At 36.9% G+C, this 26962-nt stretch carries 26 protein-coding genes; 12 read left to right on the top strand and 14 right to left on the bottom strand.

Annotated elements, in window-relative coordinates; all coding sequences use genetic code 11:
• Positions 1-21: 21 nt before the first annotated feature.
• Complete coding sequence (pyrH, locus tag ABH942_RS07525; RefSeq protein ID WP_370030680.1) at positions 22-729, bottom strand: UMP kinase; 708 nt, start codon at positions 727-729, stop codon at positions 22-24.
• Between the two features lie 123 nt (positions 730-852).
• On the opposite strand from pyrH, the gene ABH942_RS07520 reads away from it, so the two are divergent.
• Together ABH942_RS07520 and ABH942_RS07515 are read left to right on the top strand one after the other, a co-directional pair.
• The gene (locus ABH942_RS07520; protein WP_370030678.1) at positions 853-1464 is read left to right on the top strand and encodes a thioredoxin family protein; all 612 of its coding nucleotides are present in this window, start codon (positions 853-855) and stop codon (positions 1462-1464) included.
• Positions 1464-2201, top strand: coding sequence for a phytanoyl-CoA dioxygenase family protein (locus ABH942_RS07515; protein ID WP_370030676.1), 738 nt, complete (start codon positions 1464-1466; stop codon positions 2199-2201). The genes ABH942_RS07520 and ABH942_RS07515 overlap by 1 nt, the downstream gene beginning before the upstream one ends.
• Here the strand turns inward: ABH942_RS07515 and ABH942_RS07510 are convergent.
• The 5 genes from ABH942_RS07510 to ABH942_RS07490 form a co-directional block, all read right to left on the bottom strand.
• Entirely contained in the window at positions 2198-2833 is a 636-nt protein-coding gene (locus ABH942_RS07510) for a YiiX/YebB-like N1pC/P60 family cysteine hydrolase (RefSeq protein ID WP_370030674.1), read from the bottom strand. The genes ABH942_RS07515 and ABH942_RS07510 overlap by 4 nt on opposite strands.
• Positions 2834-2835: 2 nt before the next feature.
• Complete coding sequence (gene truB / locus ABH942_RS07505) at positions 2836-3534, bottom strand: tRNA pseudouridine(55) synthase TruB (RefSeq protein ID WP_370030672.1); 699 nt, start codon at positions 3532-3534, stop codon at positions 2836-2838.
• A gap of 6 nt (positions 3535-3540) precedes the next feature.
• On the bottom strand, positions 3541-4350 hold the full coding sequence (locus ABH942_RS07500) for an undecaprenyl-diphosphate phosphatase (protein WP_370030670.1): 810 nt from the start codon (positions 4348-4350) through the stop codon (positions 3541-3543).
• Between the two features lie 62 nt (positions 4351-4412).
• Positions 4413-4661 carry a DUF3098 domain-containing protein gene (locus ABH942_RS07495; RefSeq protein ID WP_140000866.1) on the bottom strand — a complete coding sequence of 83 codons (249 nt, stop codon included), beginning with the start codon at positions 4659-4661 and terminating at the stop codon, positions 4413-4415.
• 95 nt (positions 4662-4756) lie between these two features.
• The gene (locus tag ABH942_RS07490) at positions 4757-5632 is read right to left on the bottom strand and encodes a cell division protein FtsX (RefSeq protein ID WP_370030667.1); all 876 of its coding nucleotides are present in this window, start codon (positions 5630-5632) and stop codon (positions 4757-4759) included.
• 188 nt (positions 5633-5820) lie between these two features.
• Here ABH942_RS07490 and leuS point away from each other — a divergent pair, with 188 nt between their 5' ends.
• Positions 5821-8685, top strand: coding sequence for a leucine--tRNA ligase (leuS, locus tag ABH942_RS07485; RefSeq protein WP_370030665.1), 2865 nt, complete (start codon positions 5821-5823; stop codon positions 8683-8685).
• A 101-nt stretch (positions 8686-8786) separates the two neighbouring features.
• Positions 8787-9485, top strand: coding sequence for a zinc metallopeptidase (locus tag ABH942_RS07480; RefSeq protein ID WP_370030663.1), 699 nt, complete (start codon positions 8787-8789; stop codon positions 9483-9485).
• Between the two features lie 222 nt (positions 9486-9707).
• Here ABH942_RS07480 and ABH942_RS07475 read toward each other — a convergent pair whose 3' ends face one another.
• Positions 9708-10178: an Lrp/AsnC ligand binding domain-containing protein gene (locus tag ABH942_RS07475; protein ID WP_140000862.1), complete on the bottom strand. Its 471-nt coding sequence runs from the start codon at positions 10176-10178 to the stop codon at positions 9708-9710.
• 159 nt (positions 10179-10337) lie between these two features.
• The gene (locus ABH942_RS07470; RefSeq protein WP_370030661.1) at positions 10338-11708 is read right to left on the bottom strand and encodes a saccharopine dehydrogenase family protein; all 1371 of its coding nucleotides are present in this window, start codon (positions 11706-11708) and stop codon (positions 10338-10340) included.
• Positions 11709-11833: 125 nt separating this feature from the next.
• On the opposite strand from ABH942_RS07470, the gene ABH942_RS07465 reads away from it, so the two are divergent.
• Positions 11834-12220, top strand: a complete 387-nt coding sequence (locus ABH942_RS07465) for a DUF423 domain-containing protein (protein WP_370030659.1) — start codon at positions 11834-11836, stop codon at positions 12218-12220.
• Positions 12221-12300: 80 nt separating this feature from the next.
• Positions 12301-13929: a phosphoenolpyruvate carboxykinase (ATP) gene (gene pckA / locus ABH942_RS07460; protein WP_370030657.1), complete on the top strand. Its 1629-nt coding sequence runs from the start codon at positions 12301-12303 to the stop codon at positions 13927-13929.
• Between the two features lie 69 nt (positions 13930-13998).
• On the opposite strand, the gene ABH942_RS07455 is transcribed toward pckA, so the two are convergent.
• Positions 13999-14757, bottom strand: coding sequence for a uroporphyrinogen-III synthase (locus ABH942_RS07455; protein WP_101470806.1), 759 nt, complete (start codon positions 14755-14757; stop codon positions 13999-14001).
• Positions 14758-14777: 20 nt separating this feature from the next.
• A complete protein-coding gene (locus ABH942_RS07450; protein ID WP_370030655.1) occupies positions 14778-15443 on the bottom strand; it encodes a DUF4271 domain-containing protein in 666 nt (221 codons plus the stop codon).
• Between the two features lie 216 nt (positions 15444-15659).
• Here ABH942_RS07450 and ABH942_RS07445 point away from each other — a divergent pair, with 216 nt between their 5' ends.
• From ABH942_RS07445 to ABH942_RS07435, 3 genes are read left to right on the top strand one after another with little or no spacing between them, the layout of a single operon-like run.
• Positions 15660-16385, top strand: a complete 726-nt coding sequence (locus ABH942_RS07445; RefSeq protein WP_370030654.1) for a polyprenol monophosphomannose synthase — start codon at positions 15660-15662, stop codon at positions 16383-16385.
• Between the two features lie 48 nt (positions 16386-16433).
• Positions 16434-17774 carry a dihydroorotase gene (locus ABH942_RS07440; RefSeq protein ID WP_370030653.1) on the top strand — a complete coding sequence of 447 codons (1341 nt, stop codon included), beginning with the start codon at positions 16434-16436 and terminating at the stop codon, positions 17772-17774.
• A gap of 9 nt (positions 17775-17783) precedes the next feature.
• Positions 17784-18200, top strand: a complete 417-nt coding sequence (locus tag ABH942_RS07435) for a DUF4296 domain-containing protein (protein WP_370030651.1) — start codon at positions 17784-17786, stop codon at positions 18198-18200.
• Here ABH942_RS07435 and ABH942_RS07430 read toward each other — a convergent pair.
• Positions 18190-19182, bottom strand: coding sequence for an NAD-dependent epimerase/dehydratase family protein (locus ABH942_RS07430; protein ID WP_370030650.1), 993 nt, complete (start codon positions 19180-19182; stop codon positions 18190-18192). The genes ABH942_RS07435 and ABH942_RS07430 overlap by 11 nt on opposite strands.
• Positions 19183-19332: 150 nt before the next feature.
• On the opposite strand from ABH942_RS07430, the gene tyrS reads away from it, so the two are divergent.
• The 3 genes from tyrS (at position 19333) to ABH942_RS07415 (ending at position 23428) form a co-directional block, all read left to right on the top strand.
• Positions 19333-20628 (top strand): tyrosine--tRNA ligase, encoded by a 1296-nt coding sequence (tyrS, locus tag ABH942_RS07425; protein WP_370030648.1) that lies wholly within the window; start codon positions 19333-19335, stop codon positions 20626-20628.
• A gap of 186 nt (positions 20629-20814) precedes the next feature.
• Entirely contained in the window at positions 20815-21981 is a 1167-nt protein-coding gene (locus tag ABH942_RS07420) for a porin (protein WP_370030647.1), read from the top strand.
• A 16-nt stretch (positions 21982-21997) separates the two neighbouring features.
• Positions 21998-23428: an anion permease gene (locus ABH942_RS07415; protein WP_370030646.1), complete on the top strand. Its 1431-nt coding sequence runs from the start codon at positions 21998-22000 to the stop codon at positions 23426-23428.
• A gap of 4 nt (positions 23429-23432) precedes the next feature.
• Here the strand turns inward: ABH942_RS07415 and ABH942_RS07410 are convergent, their stop codons facing one another.
• The 3 genes from ABH942_RS07410 to ABH942_RS07400 form a co-directional block, all read right to left on the bottom strand.
• On the bottom strand, positions 23433-24413 hold the full coding sequence (locus ABH942_RS07410; RefSeq protein WP_370030644.1) for an acyl transferase: 981 nt from the start codon (positions 24411-24413) through the stop codon (positions 23433-23435).
• Positions 24414-24505: 92 nt separating this feature from the next.
• The gene (locus ABH942_RS07405) at positions 24506-25798 is read right to left on the bottom strand and encodes a T9SS type A sorting domain-containing protein (RefSeq protein WP_370030642.1); all 1293 of its coding nucleotides are present in this window, start codon (positions 25796-25798) and stop codon (positions 24506-24508) included.
• Positions 25799-25800: 2 nt separating this feature from the next.
• Entirely contained in the window at positions 25801-26730 is a 930-nt protein-coding gene (locus ABH942_RS07400; protein ID WP_370030641.1) for a hypothetical protein, read from the bottom strand.
• Positions 26731-26962: the final 232 nt, after the last annotated feature.

Genomic DNA, 26962 nt, shown 5'->3' with positions numbered 1-26962 from the left:
TATCTTGATTCTGATTTCTAATTATACATTAACTACAGTTCCTACGTTTTCGCCTTCGCAGATTTTCAAAAGATTTCCTTTTTTATTCATGTCGAAAACAACAATTGGCAAGGCATTTTCCTGGCTTAGTGTGAATGCTGTTGTATCCATCACATTCAGGCCTTTTTTCAAGACATCGTCAAATGAAATCGTGTCAAATTTCACAGCATCTGCATTTTTTTCCGGATCTGATGTATAAACACCATCTACTCGGGTTCCTTTAAGGATAACGTCAGCATTAACTTCAACACCTCGCAATACAGCTGCTGTATCCGTCGTGAAATAAGGATTTCCGGTTCCTGCTCCAAAAATTACAATCCTTCCTTTTTCAAGGTGACGAACTGCTCTTCTTTTGATATATGGTTCCGCTATCGCCTCAATTTTTAAAGCTGTTTGCAAACGTGTCAGCATTCCTTTGTCTTCAAGAGCTCCCTGAAGTGCCATTCCGTTAATTACGGTTGCTAACATTCCCATATAATCACCCTGAACTCTGTCCATTCCGTTGCTGGCTCCGGCAACACCGCGAAAAATATTTCCTCCTCCAATTACAATTGCAATTTCAACGCCTTTGTCATGAATTTCCTTGATTTCATCTGCATATTCAGCCAATCTTTTTGGATCGATGCCGTACTGTCTGTCGCCCATCAAGGCTTCTCCGCTCAATTTCAGGAGTATTCTTTTGTATTTCATCCGTTGATTTTGTTTTCGCTTAAGTTGTGCAAATATAGTCATAATCTGTTTTTTTGGAATAAGTTGGCGAAAAAAAAGTAATTCGTAATTTTAGACTTATTTTCGTGCCGTTAAATTGAGATTATGGAAGAAATTATTAAGAACAGTTTAGAAAAAAGCAATACTTATTTAGAATATAGAAAATTAGTTACCAACTTGCTTTTAGAAGGAAAATCAACCGGTGATATCCAATCGGATGATTTGTTGCATTACAGCAAATTGAATGAAACAAGAATGAACCGTTTGGAAAAAACGATTACCGTTTTTGCTGAAATAGAAGAAAGGCTGAAACTTTTAAGAAAACAATATATCTGGTTGGTAATTTCTGAAGGTTGGTGTGGTGATGCGGCACAGCTACTTCCGATTATGCATAAAATGGCAGTACTAACAGACCATATTGATTTTAAGATTGTATTTCGTGATGAAAATGAATTCCTGATGAATAAGTTTCTGACCAATGGCGGAAAATCAATTCCGAAATTAATTGTTCTGGATAAAGAAACTCTGGAAGTTTTGGCTGATTGGGGACCAAGACCAAAAGAAGCATTTGATCTGGTTAAGAACTATAAAGAAAAACATGGAGTTATAGACGAAACTATCAAAACGGAATTACAAATGTGGTATCTTCATGATAAAGGAATAAGTACCCAAAATGAGCTTTTGGAAATGATGCGGCTAATCGAAATTCAAGAATAATGACAGGCTACGAAGAACAGGGATATTTATATCTTGAAAACTTCTTTTCTGAGGCTGAAATTGTGACGATTGAAAAAATTCTGAATAAATTTCATGAGAAGTGGTTGAAAGACAACGCATCTTATTATGAAAAAGGATTGTTGAACAGCCATGGTCTTACTTCCGGCAATTATCTTAATGAAGAAGAAAAGACGGTGCTTTTTCAGTTTATCAGTCAGGATAAACTACAGGAAATTATTAGGACGGTTTTTTCAGAAACTCCAATTTTCCTGAATACGCAGCTTTTCTTTGATCCTAAAAATAGCGAGCAGAAAAACTATTGGCATCGGGATATCCAATATACAGGGATGTCGGTTGAAGAACAAAAAATCGCTATCTGTAATCAAGATGTTGTCCATTTCAGGATTCCAATGAGAAAAGAATCAGGAATCGAGCTTATTCCTAAAACACACCGCGAATGGGATTTGTCGGAAGAATTTGAGGTAAGAAACTCTCTGAATGGTGCTGTTCCAAGTGATGGTCTGCAACGAGGCAAAGTTATCGAATTAGATCGGGGCGATGTATTGGTTTTTTCTGCCAATATGATTCATAGAGGAATTTATGGACAAAACCGATTTTCACTAGATGTGCTTTTTTGTGATAATATTCCTCAAATGAGAAATTTTATCGACTCCAATAATTATCCGTCAAAAGAAATTTTAGAAAATCTGGATAATACCGAATTGTTCGGACTTTAGAGTTTATTTAAAGTACCCAGAATATAAATCTTATCCGATGTTGACATTCCGCCTGGATTGCATCCCGGTTTTCCTTCAGGTATTTCACTGCCGATTTGCTTGTAATATTCTACCCAGGCAGGGAAAAATTCATTAGTTCCCGGTTCTTTGTAAGTCATTGGGGATAATTCGAAAAAAGGCTTGTCGTTGTTGGCTTTTTTAAAAGCATCATAAATCAATTCCGAACAATAGTATTTTCCGTTATCATACACATACTCATCGTCGTAAGGAACGCCAATTTGTTCTAAAGAAAAAGAAATCGCTTCGGGAATCAAACCAACATGTTTCTTTTTGATACGCCCTATATACATTGGTTTGGAAGTGTTTTTTGAAAATTTCTTCAAGGTGTTCAATCGCACTTTCGTTCCGGCGGCTTCAATAATATAAATTGTTTTGTCTTTTATGTAAACCAATCCCATATGGCTGAAATCATGACCTTGGTAACCTTCAGTTACGGCTTCTATCGCATCACATAAAGGCCCGCAATCCATATCCTGAAAAATAAAATCACCGGTTTTTAAATCAGACGGTTTTATCTGAGCATATGAAAAACAGGAACAAAAGAATAGCAGTAAGAGGATTGTTTTTTTCATCATTATTCTGTTTTTTTAGGAAGAGAATCTACAAAAGCTTCGAGGTCATAGCCGTCTTTTACATCGTAATTGCCGATTTTTGTCCTGCGTAAAGCGGTAAGATGCCCTCCGGAGTTTAAGGCTTTCCCAAAATCAAAAGCCAGTGAACGGATATAGGTTCCTTTACTGCAAACTACCCTGAAATCAATTTCAGGAAGTGCAATTCGGGTAATTTCAAATTCGTGGATAACGGTTTTTCGTGTTGGAATTTCAACTTCTTCGCCGTTTCGGGCATGCTCATATAAACGCACACCATCTTTTTTCAGGGCAGAAAAAATAGGAGGGCGCTGATCGATTTCGCCAAGAAACTGTTTTACGGTTTCATGGATCAGCTCGTCTGTAATATGTTCTGTTGGGAATGTTTCGTTGATTTCCGTTTCCAGATCATAAGAAGGTGTTGTCGCACCAACCGTAATGGTTCCGGTGTATTCTTTTTCCTGTCCTTGTAACTCGGAAATCCTTTTTGTGAATTTTCCGGTACAGACCAAAAGCAGTCCGGTAGCGAGCGGATCAAGAGTTCCGGCATGGCCGATTTTGATTTTTTTTAATCCCAGTTTGCTTTTCAAGGCCCATTTTAACTTGTTAACCGCTTGAAAAGAAGTCCAGTTCAAAGGCTTGTCAATCTGTAAAACCTGTCCGTCTTGAAAATCTTGTGCTGTCACTGCGAATTATTTTATGTAAATGAAATAGATTAGAAGCAATGTTCCAGCTACTATTCTATAATAGCCCCACGGTTTGAAACCATATTTTTTGATAACGCCAATAAAGAATTTGATGGCAATAATCGCAACGATAAAGGCGATGATATTTCCAATAACAAATAGTTTCATATTGTCGCCTGATTGTGTCAACAACTCATAACCTTTTAATCCTGAAACCTTATAAGTTTTCAAAAATACGGAATAGCAGGTCACAGCAAGCATTGTTGGAACCGCTAAAAAGAATGAAAACTCTGCTGCAACCTGACGTGTTAGTCCTTGCTGCATACCGCCAATAATTGATGCGGCTGAACGGCTCGTTCCCGGCATCATTGCCAGGCATTGCCAAAAACCTATGGTTACTGCTTTTTTTATCGAAATATCTTCTTCTATGGTAACAACAGGATTCTTGAAATAGTTATCAATGAAAAGAAGGATAAAACCTCCAACAATTAATACAATTGCAATTGGGATAGGGTTACCCAATACGGCATCAATATAGTCGTCAAAAAGATAGCCTAAAATCAGAGCAGGAACTACCGCCAAGGCTAGTTTGATATAAAAGTTGAATTTGCTGAAATTGAAAAATTTTCTCCAGTATAAAACTACAACAGCCAGGATGGCACCAAATTGTATAGAAACCTGAAATAATTTAGTAAAGTCGTCTTCTTGGATTCCAAAATAGGAACTTGTGAAAATCATGTGTCCGGTAGAAGAAACAGGCAGGTATTCTGTTAGGCCTTCAACGATGGCGATTAAAATTGCTTCGATTAAATCCATTCTGTTAGGTAAGATTGTAAATTATCAGATTGTTATTTCGCCAGACGAAATAACAGTCCAATCTATTTTTTAGGATTTTTTAAAATGGCGTAAATTGTGATTCCGAAACCAATCAGTACCGTTGTAGGAGCCAGACGAATTCTTCTGAAATCAAAAATCTTATCGCTAAAAACAGCCGGGTCATGGGATCCGCCTCCAGACATCAGGATAAATCCAAGTGCAATAACACCAATCCCTATCAATAAAAATTTATAGTTTACCTTATCAAAAAGGAACTCGTTTTTTTGTGTATTTGTTTCTTTAGTACTCATAATTTTAAGTCAAAAGTTAATAGCCAGAAGCCAAAATTTTTATGCTGAAAAAATCCAAAATCAAAGATCAAAAATCCAAAATCTCAAATCAAAAATTAATACAAATCGTCTGTGCGCAAATTCAAGAATCGTTGTGTTGCAAAGAAAGTACTAAACCATGTAATAAGGATTCCTACAATCAAAACGCCAACCAAAACCAAACCAACCATCATCTGGTCTTCCATGATTTTCAGATTTGGGAAATTATTTTCTACATAATATAATACTCCAATTAAAGCGAAAATTGCCAAAAGAGAGCCTATAATTCCTAACTTGATGCTTCGCCAGATAAAAGGTTTGCGGATAAATGATTTTGTTGCACCAACCATTTGCATTGTCTTGATGATGAAACGGTTTGAATAAATTGACAAACGCATTGAGCTGTTAATTAGCAAAACCGCTACCAAAGCCAAAAATCCACTAGCAATCAAAATCCAAAAACTGATTCTTTGGATGTTGTCATTTACCAAATTTACCAGCACCTTATCATAAACAATATCAGAAACCATCGGATTGTTGACAATCTTTGATTCAAATTTCTTGATACTGTCTGTTACTATGTAATCTGCTTTTAAGTGAATGTCAAATGAATTTTCCAAAGGATTTTCTCCCAAAAATGCCATAAAATCCTCACCTATAATATCCGTATGCTGTTTGGCTGCTTTTTCTTTGGTTACAAACTCGTAGGATTTTACAAATTTTGATGTCTTTAATTGAGTATCAAATGCATTGATAATACTGTCGTTAGCCTCATTTTTGAAATAAACTGACATTGCGATTTCTTCCTTAAAGTCATCTGACAATTTCTTTGAATTGATTACAAATAACCCTAAAATTCCTAGCAAAAAGAGCACCAGGAAAACGCTCAATACCACGGAAAAATAAGAAGAAATAAGTCGTCGTTTTTGAAATTTTTCAAATGATGAAGCCATAGTTTTGATTTAATGCTGTAAAAATAATAAAGATTTCTTTAAACACAGTTTATAACGCTCAAAGTTTTGACTTTCGTACAATAAACGTAAATTTGCTACCTTGAATTGATTTTTTTTGTATATAGCAAAATAACATTCAGAACATTAACCTTAAACCTAAAGATCTTAGCGACTTAGAATCTGATACGATGAAATACAATCCTAACGAAATTGAAGCCAGATGGCAAAAATACTGGGCAGAAAACGGAACTTTCCATGCAGAGAATCACTCTGAAAAACCAAAATACTATGTTTTGGATATGTTTCCTTATCCTTCAGGAGCAGGCCTCCACGTAGGACATCCGCTCGGATATATTGCATCTGATATTTATGCAAGATTTAAAAGACACCAGGGATTTAATGTTCTACACCCGCAAGGTTATGATAGTTTTGGCCTTCCGGCTGAGCAGTATGCTATCCAAACCGGGCAGCATCCGGACAAAACAACCAAAGAAAACATTGCCCGTTATAGAGAGCAGCTAGATAAAATTGGTTTTTCTTTTGACTGGAGCAGAGAAGTAAGAACATCCAGTCCGGAATATTACAAATGGACACAGTGGATTTTTATCCAGCTGTTCAATTCATGGTATGATAAAGATGCGAATGAGGCAAGAGATATAAGAACTCTTATTCTTGAATTTGAGGAAAACGGAAACCAAAAAGTCAATGCAGTTGCCGATGATGCTATTCCTACTTTTTCTGCCAAAGAATGGAAATCCTATTCCAAAGAAGATCAGGAAAGAATTTTATTAAAATACCGTCTTACGTTTTTGGCTGAAACAGAAGTAAACTGGTGCCCGGCATTGGGGACTGTTTTGGCAAATGACGAAATTATAAATGGCGTTTCCGAAAGAGGAGGACATCCGGTTATCCGTAAAAAAATGACGCAATGGAGCATGAGAATTTCAGCTTATGCAGAACGTTTGCTTTCAGGTTTGGAAACTATAGATTGGACAGAATCTTTAAAGGAAAGCCAAAGGAACTGGATAGGAAAATCAGTTGGAGCTTCTGTAACTTTTAAAGTGAAAGACTCTCAATTCGAAAGAAATGCAGTAGACTATATTTTGAGCGGTGACGAAACAAATAATCATACGATTGAAGTTTTTACAACCCGTCCTGATACGATTTTTGGCGTAACCTTTATGACTTTGGCTCCGGAACATGATTTGGTAGCAAAAATCACTACGCCAGAACAAAAGAAAGCTGTTGAAGCGTATGTTGAAGCGACTTCCAAGCGAAGTGAACGTGATAGAATGGCAGATGTAAAAACTATTTCAGGTGTTTTTACAGGAGCCTATGCGGAACATCCATTTACAAAAGAAGCCGTTCCGGTTTGGATTGGTGATTATGTATTGGCAGGATATGGAACCGGAGCTGTTATGGCTGTTCCTTGCGGTGATGAGCGTGATTATGCGTTTGCCAAACATTTTAATATTCCGATTAAAAATATTTTTGCAGGAGCTGATATTTCAGAAGAAGCCTATACTTCAAAAGACAATGTAGTGATTGGCAATTCAGATTTCCTAAACGGACTGGATTACAAAAAGGCTACTAAAAAAGCAATTGAAGCATTGGAAGAATTAGGACAAGGAAAAGGAAAAGTCAACTATCGTTTGCGCGATGCGGTTTTTTCACGCCAGAGATATTGGGGCGAGCCTTTCCCGGTTTATTATGTGAATGGATTGCCACAGATGATTGAAGCACAACATTTGCCGATTCGTCTTCCGGAAGTAGAAAAATATTTGCCAACTGAAGATGGGCAACCGCCTTTAGGAAATGCATCAGAATGGGCGTGGGATACAAAAAATGCTACAGTTGTTAGTAATGAGTTGATAGACGATGTTACTGTTTTTCCTTTAGAATTGAATACAATGCCGGGTTGGGCGGGAAGCTCTTGGTACTGGCTTCGTTATATGGATGCACATAATGAAGAGGAGTTTGTTTCTGAAGAAGCTCAAAATTATTGGCAAAATGTTGATTTATATATAGGAGGAAGCGAACATGCCACAGGCCACTTGTTGTACTCCCGTTTCTGGAACAAATTTTTGAAAGACAGAGGTTTTGTTAACCAGGAAGAACCGTTCAAAAAATTAATCAATCAAGGAATGATTTTGGGAATGAGTGCCTTGGTTTACAGAATTTCAGGAACCAATACTTATGTTTCTAAAAACATCAAAAATAATTACGAAACAGAAGGACTTCACATAGATGTAAGTCTTGTGAATGCTTCTGATGAAATTGATATTGAGAAGTTGAGACAATGGCAGCCGCAATTTAATGATGCTGAATTCGTAACAGAAAACGGAAGATTTTTTGTAGGCAGGGAAGTAGAGAAAATGTCCAAGCGTTGGTATAATGTTGTCAATCCGGATGATATTTGTAATGAATACGGAGCTGATACATTGCGTTTGTATGAAATGTTCTTGGGGCCGTTAGAGCAAGCTAAGCCATGGAACACTGCCGGAATTACAGGTGTTTTCGGATTCTTGAAAAAGCTTTGGAAGTTGTATTTTGATGATAATGGTTTGATTGTAAATTCAAATCCTGCTTCACCGGAAGCGTTGAAAACTTTGCATAAGACAATCAAAAAAGTACAGGAAGATATCGAGAACTTCTCGTTCAACACTTCGGTAAGTTCTTTTATGATTGCTGTAAATGAATTGACGGCAATGAATTGCCATGAGCGTTCTATCTTGGAGCCGTTAGCTGTTGTGATTTCGCCTTATGCACCTCATATCGCTGAAGAATTATGGGAAAGATTAGGACACAAAGAAAGTATTTCTGCGGTTCCTTTTCCTCGATTCAATCCGGAATACCTTATAGAGAATAATAAAGAATATCCGGTATCGTTTAACGGAAAAATGCGTTTTACAATCAATCTTCCGTTGAATCTGACCGTAAAGGAAATTGAAAATATTGTGATGGCTGATGAAAGGACAATCAAACAATTGGATGGCAAAACGCCTAATAAAATTATCATTGTTCCAGGGAAAATCATCAATCTGGTAGGTTGATTTTAAGAGAATATTAGCACTGACAAAGTTTCAGTATTGACAAAACCTCGCTATATTGGCGAGGTTTTTGTTTAGTATTATACAATCAAAAAACAAAAAAAATGATTGGATATTATATCTTAATAGGTGTTATCGCATTGGTCAGTTGGGCTGTTAGCGCCAAACTGCAAAGCAAATTTGAATTTTATTCGAAAGTACATTTACGCAACGGAATGAGCGGTGCAGAAATTGCCGAAAAAATGCTGCAAGATCATGGCATCACAGGAGTACGGGTAATTTCAACTCCGGGCCGATTGACAGACCATTATAATCCGTCAGACAAAACGGTAAACCTGAGCGAAGCAGTATATAATCAAAGAAACGCTGCGGCTGCGGCTGTTGCTGCCCATGAAGTAGGACATGCCGTACAGCATGCTCAAGCCTATGAATGGCTGAATATGCGTTCTAAGTTAGTTCCGGTTGTGAGCGTAACTTCGGGAATGTCGCAATGGGTAGTGATTGGTGGATTGATTCTCGGAGCAGCTACTGGTTTTGTAGGAGGCTTCTATATTGCAGTGGCGGGTCTGGTTATGATGGCGTTTGCTACTCTTTTCAGTTTTATTACACTTCCGGTTGAATATGATGCGAGTAACAGAGCTTTGGCCTGGTTAAAAAATAAAAATATGTTGAGCCAGCAAGAATATGCAGGTGCAGAAGACTCTTTAAAATGGGCTGCTCGTACCTATCTTGTAGCTGCGATTGGTTCATTAGCTTCGCTATTGTATTGGGCGTTGCAGGTTTTTGGAGGTAGAAGAGACTAATAAATTTAGGATTTAAGATTTTTGATTTAAGGTCTTAAAATCGTAGAATAATTGAAATGATCCGTGTTTTATAAAGCACGGATTTTTTTGTTAGTAGTTCTCATGTCCTGCAAAATTAAAGGTATGCCGGACTAGGAATCTAAAATGATATCTAAGTTTATACATCCACCATCTTATAATTACCCGCCAAAAATCTAAAATCTAAAATCATAAATCAAAAATCTACAACTGAATCTGCCTTTCTATCTGCTGGTCTAAAGAAATAAAAGTTTCTGTTCTGGAAACGCCTTCTATAACCTGTATTTTAGTATTTAGTAATTGCATTAAGTGTTCGTTATCACGACAGATAATTTTGATAAGAATTGACCAATTTCCTGTTGTGTAATGACATTCCAAAACTTCAGGGATTTTTCGTAATTCACGAACAGCTTCCGGATTTCGGGCTGCTTTGTCCAGATAGATTCCAACAAAAGCCATAGTGCTATAACCCAGGACTTTTGCATTGACAACAAATTTTGATCCTGAAATAACACCCGACTGTTCCAATTTTCGGAGACGCTGATGGATAGCAGCTCCAGAAATACCTATTTTATTTGCAATTTGAAGTATTGGTTTTCGGGCATCTTCCATCAAGTCACGAAGGATTTCTTTATCAATGCCGTCAATTTCTATTTGTAAGGAATTAATCTTCATAACTTTTGATTTGTAACTGAATTGAGGCTTTCAGTTTTAGTTTAAATCAAAAATATGAATTTATGTTTGGATTTTGAGGGTTAATGCCGCAGATTACACAGATTCTCACAGATGTTGGTTAATCATCTGGAATCTGTGTAATCAGAGGCTAAATATTTTTTATCCTGCTACATGCATCGGATTATAACCCATATAAGGAACTTCTTTTTCATTGAAAGTAACGCCGTAGTTTTCCAGCTCTTTCAAAATCGGAAGATAAACTTCTTTGCGTATCGGTAGCTGAACACCTGGAGTTTTGATGTTTCCGTTCAAAATCTGCAAAGTGGCAATAGCTACAGGAAGACCTACAGTTTTTGCCATTGCGGTATAAGTCTGATCATCGCCTATGCAGACCATTGTAGAATCAATCTGTTTTTCTTTTCCATTAAGTACATAGCCAAATTTGTGATACATCACAATCATGTCTTTGTCGTGCTCTTCCAACGACCAACTTTCACTTAATATTTTTTCAAGAATCTGTGCCGGCGTGGCATTTTTCAAGCCTACAATTTTCTTGTTATTGAATAAATCTAACTCCAATAATTTGTCCCATTTGATATCGTCCTGATCTATTTTTAGGATCAAGCGCAATTTGATTTCTACTGAATCTGTTGGGTGATAAGGCAAAAAGGAATTTGTGAACTCACGATAGGTCATGTTTTCGGAATTTTCCATAACATAACTATCGTCGGTCATTCCAAGCTGTACAAACATATTCCAGGCTTTTGAAAAGCCTACACGACGAATAGTTCCTCTATATAGAGTCAGGGCATCATCCAGTCCGTAAACAGTTCTGTATTTTAGGGAATCGCGATTGGCATAACCTTCAAATCGACCATAACCTTCAACTTCCATAAATTCAGTTCTCCTAAATAATTTGTGGTATGGAATATACTTATAAGTACCTTCTTGGATGAATTTTGCAGCACCGCCTTGTCCGGCCAATACCACGTTTCTCGGATTCCAGGTGAATTTATAATTCCAAAGATTATTGTCTGATTCTGGAGCTACAAGTCCGCCACAAAAAGATTCAAAAAGAATGATTTTGCCTCCTTTATCACGAATTTCATCAATCACTTTCATAGCACTCATGTGGTCTATCCCCGGATCAAGTCCTATTTCGTTCATAAAAACCAAATTGTTCTCTTTGGCTTGAGCATCCAGATTTTGCATGGCTTCACTGATATAGGAAGCGGTAACCATATGCTTTTTATAAGTGATGCAGTCTTTTGCTACTTCAATATGCATATGTGCCGGAAGCATCGAAATGACGATATCTGCTTTTTGGATTTCTTCTTTTCTCTGGCTTTCGTTAAAGATATCGAAAGCAATGGCAGTAGCATTTTTATGGTTTTTGGTTTTTCTCTGAGCCAGTTCCAGTGAAAGATCACCGATGGTGAGGTGTAGGTTTTCTTCTTCTGATTTGTTTAGAAGATACTGTATTAGTGAAGAAGCAGACCTTCCGGCGCCAATAATTAGGATATGTCTCATAAAAAACCGTAAAATTTTAATAATAACACAAAAGTAAGTATTTGTTATATTTTAAAAAACTTAATATCGGTTTGATTGTCATAAAGTTTTCAAGATGCTTAACTTTGTGGTAAATTAAATCAACAATGGATAGGAAGATTATTTCTACAGCAGCAATTTTAGGTTTTGTTGCTATCATATTGGGTGCATTTGGTGCACATGCTTTGAAAAAAGTTCTGGATGTTGAGCAATTGGTTTCTTTTGAAACCGGAGTACGATATCAAATGTACCACGCCTTATTTTTATTATTTCTTGGAAGTACAAAATTTGTGTCTGACAAGACCAAAAAAAATATTTACTACTTAGTCCTATCGGGCGTTTTGTTGTTTTCAGGCTCTATTTATCTTTTGGCTACCAGAAATATAACAAACGTAGATTTTAGCGTTATAGGATTTATAACACCAATTGGCGGATTGCTGATGATTATAGCTTGGGCTTTACTTTTTTTAAATATCCTGAAGGGAAAAGCATAAAGTTTTATCAAATATATTCAATCTGAAATTTAATTTTTACTTTTGCCAAATAATTTTAAACACAACTCAATTAGAATTCTATGGATAATTACACCCAGTTTACGAAAACGATTTCGTTAGAGAAATATGGAATCAAGAATGTTGAAGAAGTGATTTACAATCCTTCTTATGAAATGCTGTATGCGGAAGAGTTAAATCCAAATCTTAAAGGGTTTGAAAAAGGACAGTTAACAGAACTGGGAGCAGTAAATGTAATGACGGGTGATTTTACAGGACGTTCTCCAAAAGATAAATATATTGTTCAGGATGATGTTACTAAAGATACCATCTGGTGGACATCAGATAAGGCAGTTAATGATAACAAGCCAATTAGCCAACAAACTTGGGAGGCTTTAAAAAAGACAACTGTAGACCAACTTTCAGGCAAAAAACTATATGTGGTTGATGCATTTTGCGGAGCCAATGAAAATACAAGACTAAAAGTAAGATTTATTGTTGAGGTAGCATGGCAGGCACATTTTGTGAAAAACATGTTTATCCGCCCAACAGAAGAAGAGCTTGAAAATTATGGAGAGCCTGATTTCGTGGTAATGAATGCTTCAAAAACTGAATTTTCAGATTATAAGGCACATGGTTTGAACTCAGAAGTATACATCGCATTCAATCTTACTGAAAAAGTTCAGATTATTGGAGGTACATGGTACGGTGGTGAGATGAAAAAAGGCCTTTTTGGTATGATGAATTATTACCTTCCGTTGCAAGGAATTGCTTCAATGCACTGTTCAGCTAACAAAGGAAAAGATGGTGATGTTGCTGTTTTCTTCGGATTGTCCGGAACTGGAAAAACAACACTTTCAACAGATCCAAAACGCGAATTGATTGGTGATGATGAGCATGGATGGGATAATGATGGAGTTTTCAATTTTGAAGGAGGATGTTATGCAAAAACAATCGACTTAAGTAAAGAAAACGAGCCGGACATTTATAATGCTATCAAAAAAGATGCATTGCTTGAAAACGTAACAGTTGATGCAGACGGCAAAATTGACTTTAAAGATGGTTCTGTAACTCAAAATACAAGAGTTTCATACCCTATTTACCATATTGATAATATTGTGAAGCCGGTTTCTAAAGCAGGACACGCTTCAAAAGTAATTTTCCTTACGGCAGATGCGTTTGGAGTTATGCCTCCGGTTGCTAAACTTTCGCCTGAGCAGACCAAATATCACTTCCTTTCTGGATTTACTGCAAAATTAGCAGGAACTGAAAGAGGAGTAACTGAGCCGCAACCTACTTTCTCGGCTTGTTTTGGAAAAGCATTCCTTTCGCTTCACCCTACACAATACGGTCAGGAATTGGTAAAAAAGATGGAAGAGCATAATGCTACAGCATATATAGTAAATACGGGCTGGAATGGTACCGGAAAAAGAATTTCTATCAAAAATACAAGAGCGATCATTGACAGAATTTTAGATGGTTCACTTGAAAATGCAGAAACTACTACGTTGCCGATTTTTAATTTTGAAATCCCAACTGCTTTAGAAGGTGTAGATTCTGATATTCTTGATCCAAGAAAAACGTATGCTGATGCGTCAGAATGGGAAACTAAAGCTCTTGATTTAGGAAAGCTGTTCGTGAAGAACTTTGCACAATACGCTACTAATGAAGAAGGTCAAAATCTAGTAAAAGCCGGTCCTCAGGTTGACTAATCCTAGATTATAAGATACTAAAAAACCCTGCAAATGCAGGGTTTTTTATGTTTAAAAAGAAAAGGAAAATTATTTTCCTTTGTCTTCTTTGTTTGCTTTTGCAATGTATTTTTCTAAAGCCATAGTCATAGATGGAGCTTCAGGAGATGGAGCCATGATATCGACTCTTAGTCCATGATCTAAAGCTTCTTTTTGTGTAGTGCTTCCAAAAACAGCAATCCTGGTGTTGTTTTGTTCGAAATCAGGGAAGTTCATGAATAAAGACTTGATTCCTGTTGGGCTGAAAAAGGCCAGTACATCATAATAAACATCGGCTAAGTCAGACAGGTCGCTCATCACCGTTTTGTAAAAAGTAGCCTGTGTCCAGTTAACTTTTAAATTGTTTAGTGTTTGTGGTGCATCTGCATTCAGCTGATCTGAAGCTGGCAAAAGAAATTTCTCGTCTTTGTATTTCTTAATTAGCGGAGATAAATCTGCGAAATCTTTCTGTCCTACATAAATCTTTCGCTTTCTGTAGATTACATATTTTTGAAGATAAAAAGCAATGGCCTCTGATTGGCAAAAATATTTCAAATCTTCTGGAATCTTATATCTCATTTCTTCTGCTACTCTGAAAAAATGATCGATGGAATTTTTGCTAGTTAAGATGATGGCTGTAAAATTGTTCAAGTCAATTTTTTGTTGTCTCACGTCTTTTGCGCTAACGCCCTCAACGTGGATAAAAGGCCTGAAATCAATTTTGACTTTGTGCTTTTGTTGCAACTCAAAATATGGAGAGTTTTCTACTTTAGGCTCTGGCTGCGAAACCAAAATTGTTTTCACTTTCATAGTTGACGTTTTCTTGTGTACTACCTTTTTGTAAACCAATAATACATGAAATAATAAGGTGCTATTTCAAGTGCGCAAAGATACAAAATAAAATAAAACAACTTGCCGATAATCAAATTTTGATAAATTTTTAAAGAAAGAAGATAAGTAAGTATGTTTATTAACAAAATGATAGCAATAAGGAAATATATTAATAAATCTATTGGTGTATCGTTATAGAACAAAACTACATTTAAGGGAAGGATGCAAAGTCCGATATAAGTTCTATAACTAACTTTTTGCAAATTAAACTGTTCGCTAAATTCTTCAATATTAAAAGATGTGGCTATAATCTTCTCTATAAGGTATTTAGAGAGTATGAAAATACTCAATAACGTAACAATCTGGACATAGGTTATCCAATCTGTTTTTGAAGTATATCCAAAATAGCTCAGTATAATCTGAATAAAAAACGCAAAGGAAATGACTTGTACTACAAACAGCGAAATCGTAAACCAGTTCATAAGATTACCACTGTCTCTGTAAATCTTGATGTATTTGTCGCTGTATGCCAGTCTTGAAAAATCAGAAAAACGGCCTTCAAAAACGCCTTTTGTGGCAGCAATAAGTACGAAGCAAAGCACAAATAGGACAGTTGCCCAATCTTTGCTTTCCAAAATCCTCGGCTGTAAAACGATTTCTAACATGGCGTAAAATTAGTGATTTTTATTACTTTCTTTTTTATTTTTTTTCGGAGTTAGTACATTGATTATTGCCAATAAATTGGGTTGTATGAAGTGAAAAAAAGCAATACTCCAAAAGCAGATAAACCCTATGAAATTTAAGAAATACAGAGATTATTATAATTTTATTATGAATCAGCTACCATAAAAAGTTTACTTTTGTCATGAAATTATGCAAATATGAATGACGGCATTGTTATAATCCCTACTTATAACGAAATTGAAAATATCGAAAGTATCATCAGGACTGTATTTTCTTTGCAGAAGCCATTTCATGTATTAATTATTGATGATAATTCTCCAGATCATACCGCCCAAAAGGTAATTGCACTTCAGGAAGAATATCCCGAACGGCTTTTTTTAGAGCAGCGAAGTAAAAAATCAGGCTTGGGTACTGCTTATGTGCATGGCTTTAAATGGGCAATTGAGCGCGATTACGAATACATTTTTGAAATGGATGCCGATTTCTCGCACAATCCACACGATTTAGAAAAACTATACGATTCCTGCCGTTTTGGTATTTATGATGTTGCTATTGGTTCCCGATATGTTACAGGAGTAAATGTTGTGAATTGGCCTCTAAGCCGCGTTTTGCTTTCCTATTTTGCTTCAGTATACGTTAGGTTGATTACCGGAATGGAAATTCGCGATACAACAGCCGGATTTGTATGTTACAAAAAAAATGTACTGAAAAGCATTAACTTAGATAAGATAAAATTTATAGGTTATGCTTTCCAGATTGAAATGAAATATAGGGCGTATGCCAAAAAATTTAAAATTGTTGAAGTGCCGATTATTTTCACTGACAGGACTAAAGGACAATCAAAAATGAGTAATTCGATTATTAAAGAAGCCATTTTTGGTGTTGTTGTCTTAAGGATAAAGAAAATGTTCAACAATCTGTAAGGAATTTCCCGGACAGTTTTAATGTGCAAAAAACAAAGAAAAGAAAAGATGAAAAGTGTTTTGATTAAGAATGCCAAAATAGTAAACGAAGGAACTATTTTTGAAGGAGACGTTTTAATTGAAAACGAATTTATTGTTGAAATTGCGGAGACTATCAGCGCAAAATCATCATCAACAAAGATCATTAATGCCGAAGGCAATTATTTGATTCCCGGAGCTATTGACGACCAGGTACATTTTCGTGAACCAGGACTGACACATAAAGGAGATATTGGATCAGAATCCCGTGCAGCTGTTGCAGGAGGTATCACTTCTTTTATCGAAATGCCTAATACAAATCCTCAGGCAACAACTATAGAGCTGCTTGAAGATAAGTTTAAAATTGCTTCTGAAAAATCCGTAGCAAACTATTCTTTTATGTTTGGCGGAACTAATGATAATTTGGATGAAATTCTGAAAGTGAACCCTAAAACGGTAGCAGGGCTAAAATTATTTTTAGGATCTTCCACTGGAAATATGCTTGTGGATAACGAAGAAGTTTTGGAGAAAATCTTTGCTAGTACTCCTTTACTGATTGCTGTACATTGTGAAGATGAAACTACCATTAAAAATAATCTTGCAAAATATAAAGAAGAGTACGGTGATGATATTCCTATGAAATTTCATCATCTGATTCGAAGTGAAGAAGCATGTTATTTATCTTCTTCAAAAGCAATTGAATTGGCTAAAAAGACAGGAGCGAGATTGCATGTCTTTCATCTTTCGACTGCGAAAGAAATGAAGCTCTTTACCAATAAGATTCCTTTAGAAGAGAAAAAGATTACTGCCGAAGCCTGCATACATCATCTTTGGTTTACCAATGAGGATTATGACAAAAAAGGCAGCCTGATTAAATGGAATCCTGCGGTAAAGACACAAGCGGATAAAGATGCGCTTTGGGAAGCTCTGCTTGATGACAGAATTGATGTCATAGCTACTGACCACGCTCCGCATACATTAGAAGAAAAGAAAAACCCATATACTTCTGCGCCTTCTGGAGGTCCTCTTGTACAGCATGCTGTTGTTGCCATGTTTGAAGCTTTCCATCAGGGAAAAATTTCTGTTGAGAAAATCGTAGAAAAAATGGCTCATAACCCTGCAAAAATTTTCAAAATCGAAAAAAGAGGTTTTGTTAAAGTAGGTTATTATGCAGATTTGGCAATTGTCAATGCTGGTTTGCCATGGAGCGTTAAAAAAGAAAACATTCTATACAAATGCGGTTGGTCGCCATTTGAAGGATATACCTTTAAGTCGAGAATAACCCATACATTTGTAAATGGAGAACTGGTCTATAATAATTTCAAGGTGAAAGATGTACACCCGGGAATGCGATTGGAATTTGACCGTTAATAGAAGAGTATGAAAAAATGTTTCCTATTGTTGGTTTTGCTAAGTATGGCATCCTGTCAGGAGAAAGTAGTTGAAAAGCCTGCTAATCTCATTCCGAAAGACAAGATGAAAAATATCATCTACGATCTTTCCTTGCTTCAGGGAATAAAAGGAGTTAACCAGGCACTTTTGGACTCGAATGGTATTAATCCGTCTACTTATGTTTATAAAAAATATAAAGTAGATAGCCTTCAATTTGCGAAAAGTGATCAGTATTATGCCATAGAAAATATCAAGGATTACGAAAAAATGTATGAAGAAATTAGTGAGAGGGTAGGGAAAGAAAAGATGCGCATAGACGGCCAACTAAACAAAGAAGCTGATGCAACCAAAACTCTTGAAAAGAATGATAAGGTTAAGGTGAAAAAAGATAGCGTTAAACAGTAACCGCAACTTTAGAGATATAATTAGCAATGTCCTCAAATTCAAAATTGAGGGCATTTTTTATTTTAGAATTGTCAAACTCAGATTGGGTATGCAATGAAATAGCGGTTGCTTTAGATAACATTCTTTTCTTGAAAAAAAGTGTAGAAATCAGCCAATCGATCCTCCATGCCAGTCCGGTTACCCAAGGTTTTAGATATACGGAAGGCTTTTGTTTGTCCAATGCTGTTGCAATAAGGTCTGCCAACCTGTGGTAAGTGATGCTTTGCGTAACGAGAATAAAACGTTCTTTCTGAATGTTGCTTTTCATAAGCTGGTACATGGATCTTGTCACATCTTCTACGGTTACAAATCCCGTGCTGCCTTCTGTATAATATTTCAACCCTTTTTTTATTCGCTGGAAAATTTCGCTGCTTCCGCTGTTCCAAAAGCCTGGCCCGAGTATAATGCCTGGATTCACGATAGCAACAGGAAGCCCTTCTTGCTGGCCACGCCATACTTCCATTTCAGCTCCGAATTTGGATATAGCATAATCACTTCGGGCTATTTCCGGGTTCCATTCAGTTTCTTCTGTGATCACCGTCTCGCGCCCCTGAAGGTCGCCTAATGCTGCAATAGAACTCACATAGCAAAGTTTTTTGACGTGATACGCCAGACACAGATTAACGATATTTGCTGTGCCTTCAATATTTGTCTTGCGTAGCTGCTCTTCATCGTCCGGATCAAAAGAAATAAATGCGGCACAATGGTATACATAATCTATGTTTTCAAATGCTTTTTCAAGTGAAGGAATATCAGTAAGACAGCCCTGTATCCAGTTTATTTTCTCAAAAAGAGCCAACTGGTCTTTCCATTCAAAAAGTGCTTTTGTTTGTTGTATGTTTTTCTCGTTCCTATAGAGTGCTTTTACTTCTTCTCCATTCTCAAGAAGAAGGAGCAAAAGATGTGAACCTACTAATCCGGTAGCGCCTGTTACTAAAACCATAGTTGCAAATATAAGGAGATTGTTGAATAATGTGCCAGAATGATAAAGCTACAATTTCTTTTAGATTGTATGCAAATAAATTAGAAATGAGAGTCATTCGGATTTTCTAATTACTCCAATACCCTTATCTTTGCGCAAATTAATAGAAAAATGAAAAATTTAGTTGAAGAATTAAAGTGGAGGGGGCTGTATCATGATAGCATGCCCGGAACAGAAGAACAATTGCTTAAAGAAGCAACGACTGCCTATATCGGATTTGATCCTACAGCAGATTCATTGCATATTGGAAGCATGGTTCAGATCATTCTCCTTGTTCATCTAAAGAATTTCGGGCACCAGCCAATTGCTTTGGTAGGCGGTGCTACAGGAATGATTGGAGATCCATCTGGAAAATCTGATGAAAGAAACCTGTTAAATGAAGAAGCATTGGCCAAAAATGTAGCCGGAATCAAGAGCGTATTGTCGCGTTTTTTAGATTTTAGTATTGAAGGTAAAAATGCGCCATTCATGGTTAATAACTATGACTGGATGAAAGAGTTTTCATTTATTGATTTTGCCCGCGAAGTAGGAAAACGTATCACGGTAAACTACATGATGGCAAAAGATTCTGTAAAAAAGAGATTCAGTGGAGAAGGAGAAGGTATGTCGTTTACAGAATTTACCTATCAATTGATCCAGGGATACGATTTCTATCATTTATATAAAAATTACAACTGTCTGTTGCAGATGGGAGGTTCTGACCAATGGGGCAATATTACGACCGGGACAGAATTGGTACGAAGAATGGGTGGTGAAAATGCAAAAGCGTATGCCTTGACGACTCCGCTGATTACAAAATCCGACGGTTCAAAGTTTGGTAAATCAGAAGGCGGTAATATCTGGTTGGATGCTGACAAAACTTCGGTATACAAATTTTACCAATTCTGGGTGAATACTACTGATGTTGATGCTGAAAAATACATCAAGATTTTTACATTCCTTGATAAAGATACTATTGAAGCCCTGATTGAAGAACACAGACAAGCACCACATTTGCGTATTCTTCAGAAAAAACTAGCAGAAGAAATCACGGTTTTTGTCCATAGCAGAGAAGAATTGGAAAAGGCAATCCAGGCATCAAATATTTTGTTTGGAAATGCAACTTCAGAAGATTTAAAGCAATTGGATGGAGTAACTTTCCTTGAAGTTTTTGATGGAGTTCCACAGGCAGAAGTTGCAAAAGGAGACATCGAAAACGGAATTGATATAGTTTCGTTGTTGAATGAAAAGACAGGATTTTTAAAGTCGAATGGTGAAGCAAGAAGAGCCTTGTCAGAAAACTCGATTTCTGTAAATAGAGAAAAAGTAACCGAAGAATCTCAGGTTTCATCAAAAGATCTGATTAACGGACAATTTATCCTTTTACAGCGAGGAAAGAAAAATTATTTTGTGATAAGAGCTGTCTAAGATTTTTATATAACTTAAAAAAAGGAGACCGTGAAGTCTCCTTTTTTTATTTATAAATGTTAAATATATCAGAATATTTCTTAAATTTGAGAAAAGGATTACAAACGATATTTGTAATGCAATAGTCAATAGTTGGATTTCAAAGAGATCCCCAAAAATTATCTTGTTTCAGCTAATTCAAAGACTATGGATATATTTAGACATTTTCAAAATACTGTTTTGAAAGCTAGTTTTCTTTTTTGTCTGCTATCATCGGACGGTGTTTTCTCGCAAACTTCTCAAGCGGACGAAAACGAAAAAAAAGAGGCCACAACCTATCCCAAATTCTCAGTTAAGGGACTTTTTCAAGGACAATATGATGCAAGTATGAATAAGGACGTGGATATTAATGGACTGCATCATTCCGACGGAGAAGAAGTCAGTAATTCGTTTCTTGTCAAACGAGGCCGTTTACAGGTAAAGGCAATTATCAGTGACCGTACAGATGTAACAATGTCGGTAAATCTGGCAGACTTCAAATCAGATCCAAAAAACAAGGTGTTAGAGAATGCTTATATATCGTATAAGCTGACGGATAAGATAAGCTTGACGGCTGGCCAGTTCAGACCCTTTTTCGGACTTGAAAATACCTACCCGATCGATATTGTCAAATCCATCGATTTTTCAAACCAATATTATGAATTCGGGAACAACGGTTGGGAGAGTTTCCAGATTGGAGCTTCTGTTTCAGTAAGAGATTCTATTGGCAGAATGCCTATTCAATATGGCCTTACCGTATTTAACGGAAATGGGAGAAACCAAAGCAATGATAAAGACAACGGCAAGCAATATACTGGGCGAGTTCTTCTTCGACTATCAGAAAAAAACAATGTCAATCTGGGATTAAACGGTGGACTGGGTCAGGTTTTCCATAAAGATGTTTTTGCAGCAGGATTTGATATAACTTCCAATTTTCAATTATCAGAGAAATTTTTACTGGAGTTACAACTTGAGGCAAAACAGGGTACAAACCATAACCTGTTTTTTAATTTACAACCTGCAGAAAGGCTCTATAATTTGAATAGATATCAGACCAGAGGATTTTATTTTCTTCCAAATTTGAGATATGAAATCCAATACAGAAGGCTAAGTTCCATAGAATTTTCCTGTCGCTATGAATATCTTGATTCCAGCTATCGGGTCAATTCCAACTTAAGGCAAACATGGCTGCCTATGCTGAGCTTTGAATTTTTAAAAAGCTATAATGCCCGAATACAGCTGGCCATGCAGATAGACGATTATAAAAGGAATGTTCCAGATAGTCCTACCTATGATAACAAGTTGTTTATTCTTCAAGTCCAAAGTCGTTTTTAGCTAAAATATATTTATCATGAAAGAAATAAAACTCTCCCGTTTGGCCATTACCGTGCTGTTTGGTGCGGCAATTTGGTTTTCTCCGGTTCCGGAAGGAGTAAAACCGGAAGCATGGCATTTACTGGCAATTTTCCTTGCGACAATTTTGGGAATAATTCTCAAAGCTGCGAGTATGGGAACGATGTGCATGATGGCTATAGCTGCGGTTGCCTTGAGCGGTGTTCTGGCTCCCGGCAATCCTTCAAAATCAATTTCGCTCGCACTTAGGAGCTTTGGTGACAAAGTAATTTGGTTGATCGGAATTTCATTTTTTATTGCAAGAGGATTTATCAAAACAGGACTCGGCAACAGGATTGCATATCTTTTCATAAGGGTTTTTGGAAAAAGTTCCTTAGGACTGGCCTACGGATTAGGTTTGGCAGATTTGGCTTTGGCTCCTGCAATTCCAAGCAATACGGCGCGTGGTGGCGGAATTATTTATCCGATTATGAAATCTATGTCCATAAGTTTTGATTCGGTTCCTGATAAGCCTGAAACGCATAGAAAACTGGGTTCGTTTCTTACATTGAACAGTTATAACATGAACCTGATTGCTTCTTCTATGTTCCTGACCGGAACGGCAAGTAATCCGATGTGTCAAAAGTTTGCCGCAGATTTGGGCATTCGTATTACATGGATGTCCTGGGCAATTGCCGGAATTGTACCAGGCCTTGTTGCTTTTTTTGTGATTCCTTTGGTTTTATATAAAGTTTATCCTCCGGAGTTGAAAAAAACAGGCGATGCGCCTGCGCTTGCGAAACAAAAATTGGCAGAAATGGGGCCCATTACAAGAAACGAATGGCTGATGCTTTTGGCTTTTGCAGTACTACTCTTTTTATGGATTACAGGAGATTTATTCGGTATTGATGCCACTACCACGGCTTTTCTTGGGTTGGTGCTTTTGCTATTGACTTCTGTGCTTACATGGGAAGATGTCAAAGCAGAAAAAGGAGCCTGGGATACCATTGTGTGGTTTGCGGTTTTGGTAATGATGGCCAGTTCTCTTAATGAACTGGGTTTTATAGGCTGGTTTAGCGAATTGATAAAGACTAAAATTGGAGACCTGAGTTGGCAGATTGCCTTTCCTGTTATTATGATCGTTTATTTCCTGAGCCATTATCTTTTTGCGAGTGCTACGGCCCATGTTGCGGCGATGTATGCCGCATTATTAGGTGTTGGAATTTCTATAGGAATTCCGGGGCTGCTATTGGCGTTTATGTTAGGATTCTGCGGATCGTTTTACGGTACGCTAACGCATTACGGACATGGCCCGGCGCCGGTTTTCTTCGGAAGTGGCTTTGTGGATATTAAAAATTGGTGGACAAAAGGTCTGATTACGGGCGTAATCATGCTTGTGATTTATATGGTTGTTGGTGGCCTGTGGATGAAAGTTATCGGTTATTATTAAGCCGCTATAGTACCATTAGGTTGCATCCACGAATATCAGAATTATCAAAACGACCCAATACTTCAAATGAATTGTTGGGTTGTTTTTTGCCCAGATCTTGCGTGGCAATAAAAGAGCATGAGTTGATATTGGCAAGGTCTATTACGTTTATTCCTCCGGTTTTACCGTTTTCGATATACGATAGTGCGTCTTCGGTATCTCGGATAAGTACTTGCATCCAGTTTGGGCATTCAAAGATTCCGTTACCAAGAGAATAGGCTTGTGATAGCAGTTCTGTCATTCCATATTCAGAATGAATGGCATCTACTCCAAATCCTTTGCAAAGCAGTTCATGGAGTTCTTCCCGAATCATTTCCTTGCGTTTTCCTTTCATGCCTCCGGTTTCCATAATGATTGTATTTTTCAATTGGAAATGCTGTTTTTCAATCAGGTCAAGCAGGGCGTAGGTCACGCCAATTAAGATTATATTTTCGCCGGCAGTATCAAGCTGAATTAGTTTTTGAATCAGATCATCATAATTGTTGAGGTAAAAGCCACTTTCAGGATGGTTAGATAGCTTAATCAGATCGTCAACCATATAAATAAGTGAGGAACCTTCTCTTTCCAAGTAGGATGGAAGCAGGGCAAGCACAGCATAATTTTCAATATTCCCATAAAATTGCGAAAACCCTTTTCGATAGCTTTCTTCGTATAAGGTTATATCAGTAACTAAGTGTCTGCTTGTCGACATTCCGGTTGTTCCGGAACTTGTAAATGTTTCTTGGATTTTTTCCTGTGAAGATAAAATTTCGTGACTTTTAAAAAATTGTATTGGCAGAAACGGGATCTGCTGTAATGATTTTACCTGCTGTTTTTCTACATTCAAAAACTGGCAGAATTTATGATATATGCTGTTATTGTCGTATTGGAAACGGAATACTTTCAGGGCTATTTTTTCAAACTGCTTATTGTTGGAAATACTGAATATGTCTGACGCTGGAATCAATGGGAATTGTTTTTGGCAAAGGTAATTATTTTAAAAACAAACCCCGACAGGTTTTTATTCCATGTCGGGGTAAAAAAATACTGTTATACAAATTATTTTTTGACCAGTTTGGAAGTAATTGTTCTTCCGTCTCCGGTTTGTACAGTTACGATATACATTCCGTTTTTGTAATTGGAAAGGTCAATGTCATAAGAGTTTGCATCAAGCTCTTTTGATAGTATGGTTTTTCCATCAATAGAAGTAACCAGAATGTTTCGGATAGGTTGGTCATATTCTATAGTTGCTTTTTGCGTTGCAGGGTTTGGATACAGAAGCAGTTTTTGTGGGACTTTGGTGTCTGTTATTAGCTTTTGGAAATCTTTGGTCTCTGTCGGTGCCGGTTGTCTTCCCACAAATGTACCGGAACAACCTTCTATATAGCCTCTAAATCTTGAGCCGTTTGCGGAATAAAACCCTTTTTTAAGAGTAATGGCATTTTTGGCATGATATATTCCGACGGCACCCGAATTAATTGTATTGTGGGCTGTAATTGTATTTGAGGTTTCCCGATTGTCCTGATTACCGGAAGCGACATCATCACCAGGTGATGTTAATGTCAGGTCAGGAATACAACAGTTTGGTTGCCCGGGAGGCAATACAACAACATCTATAGATACAGGACATTGAATAGCTTGACCGCTGTTTGGTGTGAAAACATATTGTGTTGTTCCGGTTACACTGGTATTGATTGTAGCTGGACTCCAACTGCCTTGAATGTTATTTCCTAAAGTTGCCGGTAGCGTAGGGGGAATGCTGTTATAGCACAATTTTTCTATTGATGGCAGTCGTAGGATTTCCATCGTATAGAATAGATAAGCATGCGTCGTCCCGTTGGTGTTGGCATAATTTATCGTAAAGCTGTCTATCGGATTAGAACACAACCAATGAACATCCGTGTTTGGAGGAATTCCGTCAGTTACTGTAACACCGCTTGTAGTGGCACAGCATCCGATAGATGCAGTCACTCCGCTGAATGTGATATTTGAAAAGCTAAAGGAATCGTTCCATGTCCCGTAATTGATATCATATACCCGGAATCGGGTTATTACGACTTTTTCCGGAAAGGTAAATGTCAAATCTTTGGATGGAGCATTATTCCACGCTCCTGTAGTCTGAAACACGGTAGGATTAGTAGGTATGCTATAGAATACCATATTTAATCCTGAGCCTGTAGCCATTACATTTAATGTTCCGCCAGAATACGCTGCGGTAATACCCGTCGTATTTACCGGCACATTATCCCATATAATCTGTTCTTGAGAATATAACTCCGAATGAGAAGAGCCTGCTAAAAAACAAAAGAGGATAATCTGCCATATTTTTGGTTTTCTGTATAGATTTTCCACATTTATTGTTTTAAGTTTTTCACCATATCTTTTAATTCCTGAATTTCTTTATTCTGCTGGATCAGATACAGTGTCAGTTCTTCAATCTTTTCCTGTTGAATTTTTGTGATTTCACCCAATTCAATTCCTTCTTCTTTTACTTGTTTTGCCGAAGGAACGTTTGGCAAGTGGCCATTTTCTTCAATATATTTTTCTACTTCTTCTAATGGTTTCAGCTTATAGTCTTCAGCGAAAACATAATCAGCCCAATCGGCCTGCAGGTTGATTCTCACTTCTTCTGTAAGAATGCCACCCTTTACAATCAGTCTGTAATGTGAAATATCCAAGCCCCCCGAATAATTAGGAAATGCTCCAAAGTCATCGCCAATACCTACTTTTCCATTTAACTTGATGAGGTATTTTGAGAAATCACCCCAAATTAATGGTGTTACATTATAAGCATTATTGATATGGAGTTTATTACTGTCCGTTTCACCATAGCCCGCATAGCTTCCAATCAGCACATTACCTTGTCCTGTCGCTTTTGCGCCCGAGTAGGCCCCAATGAAAGTATTGGTATTTCCTTGATTTGACGTTCCGCTGGCATATCCTACATAAACATTATCTTTTCCGTCATAATTATAAGATCCGGCACTCGCTCCTATAAAGGTATTAAAGTTTCCTTCGCCATTATTGTTTCCGGCCTGATGTCCAAAAAATGAATTGCCTCTACCGGAAACATTTTTAGCACCGGCAACATGTCCAAAAAATGAGTTATAAGCATTTTCTGTAAAGCGACCAGCCTGATAGCCATAAAAAGCATTTTCTTTTTCATAGGTTCCGGCGCTAAGGCCTCCGCTGGTTAATAAGTTAGTCGAAGCGACATTTTGCGAATTTGCAGTAAAAATACTGCCAAGCAGTAATCCTGCACATAGGGTTTTTGTTAAGTTCATAATATTAATAGTTTAAGGTTTAAACTAAAATTAACACTATTTGTATTATGAAAAAATTATTAATATGCTGAAAATGAGATAATTTGTTATTTTAATTTGAAAAATTGACTTTAAATAATATTGGAAAGTTTTGAGAAAGGAATTTTAACGGATAGTTGTATTTGTGCAAAAAGTCATTGAAAATGAGATTGATGATTTCATTTTGCGATTTTTATAATAAACAAAGCCCCAA

It is taken from the genome of Flavobacterium sp. 28YEA47A, from assembly GCF_041262125.1.
Classification (GTDB): domain Bacteria; phylum Bacteroidota; class Bacteroidia; order Flavobacteriales; family Flavobacteriaceae; genus Flavobacterium.
This window is presented reverse-complemented; position numbering and strand designations above follow the sequence as displayed.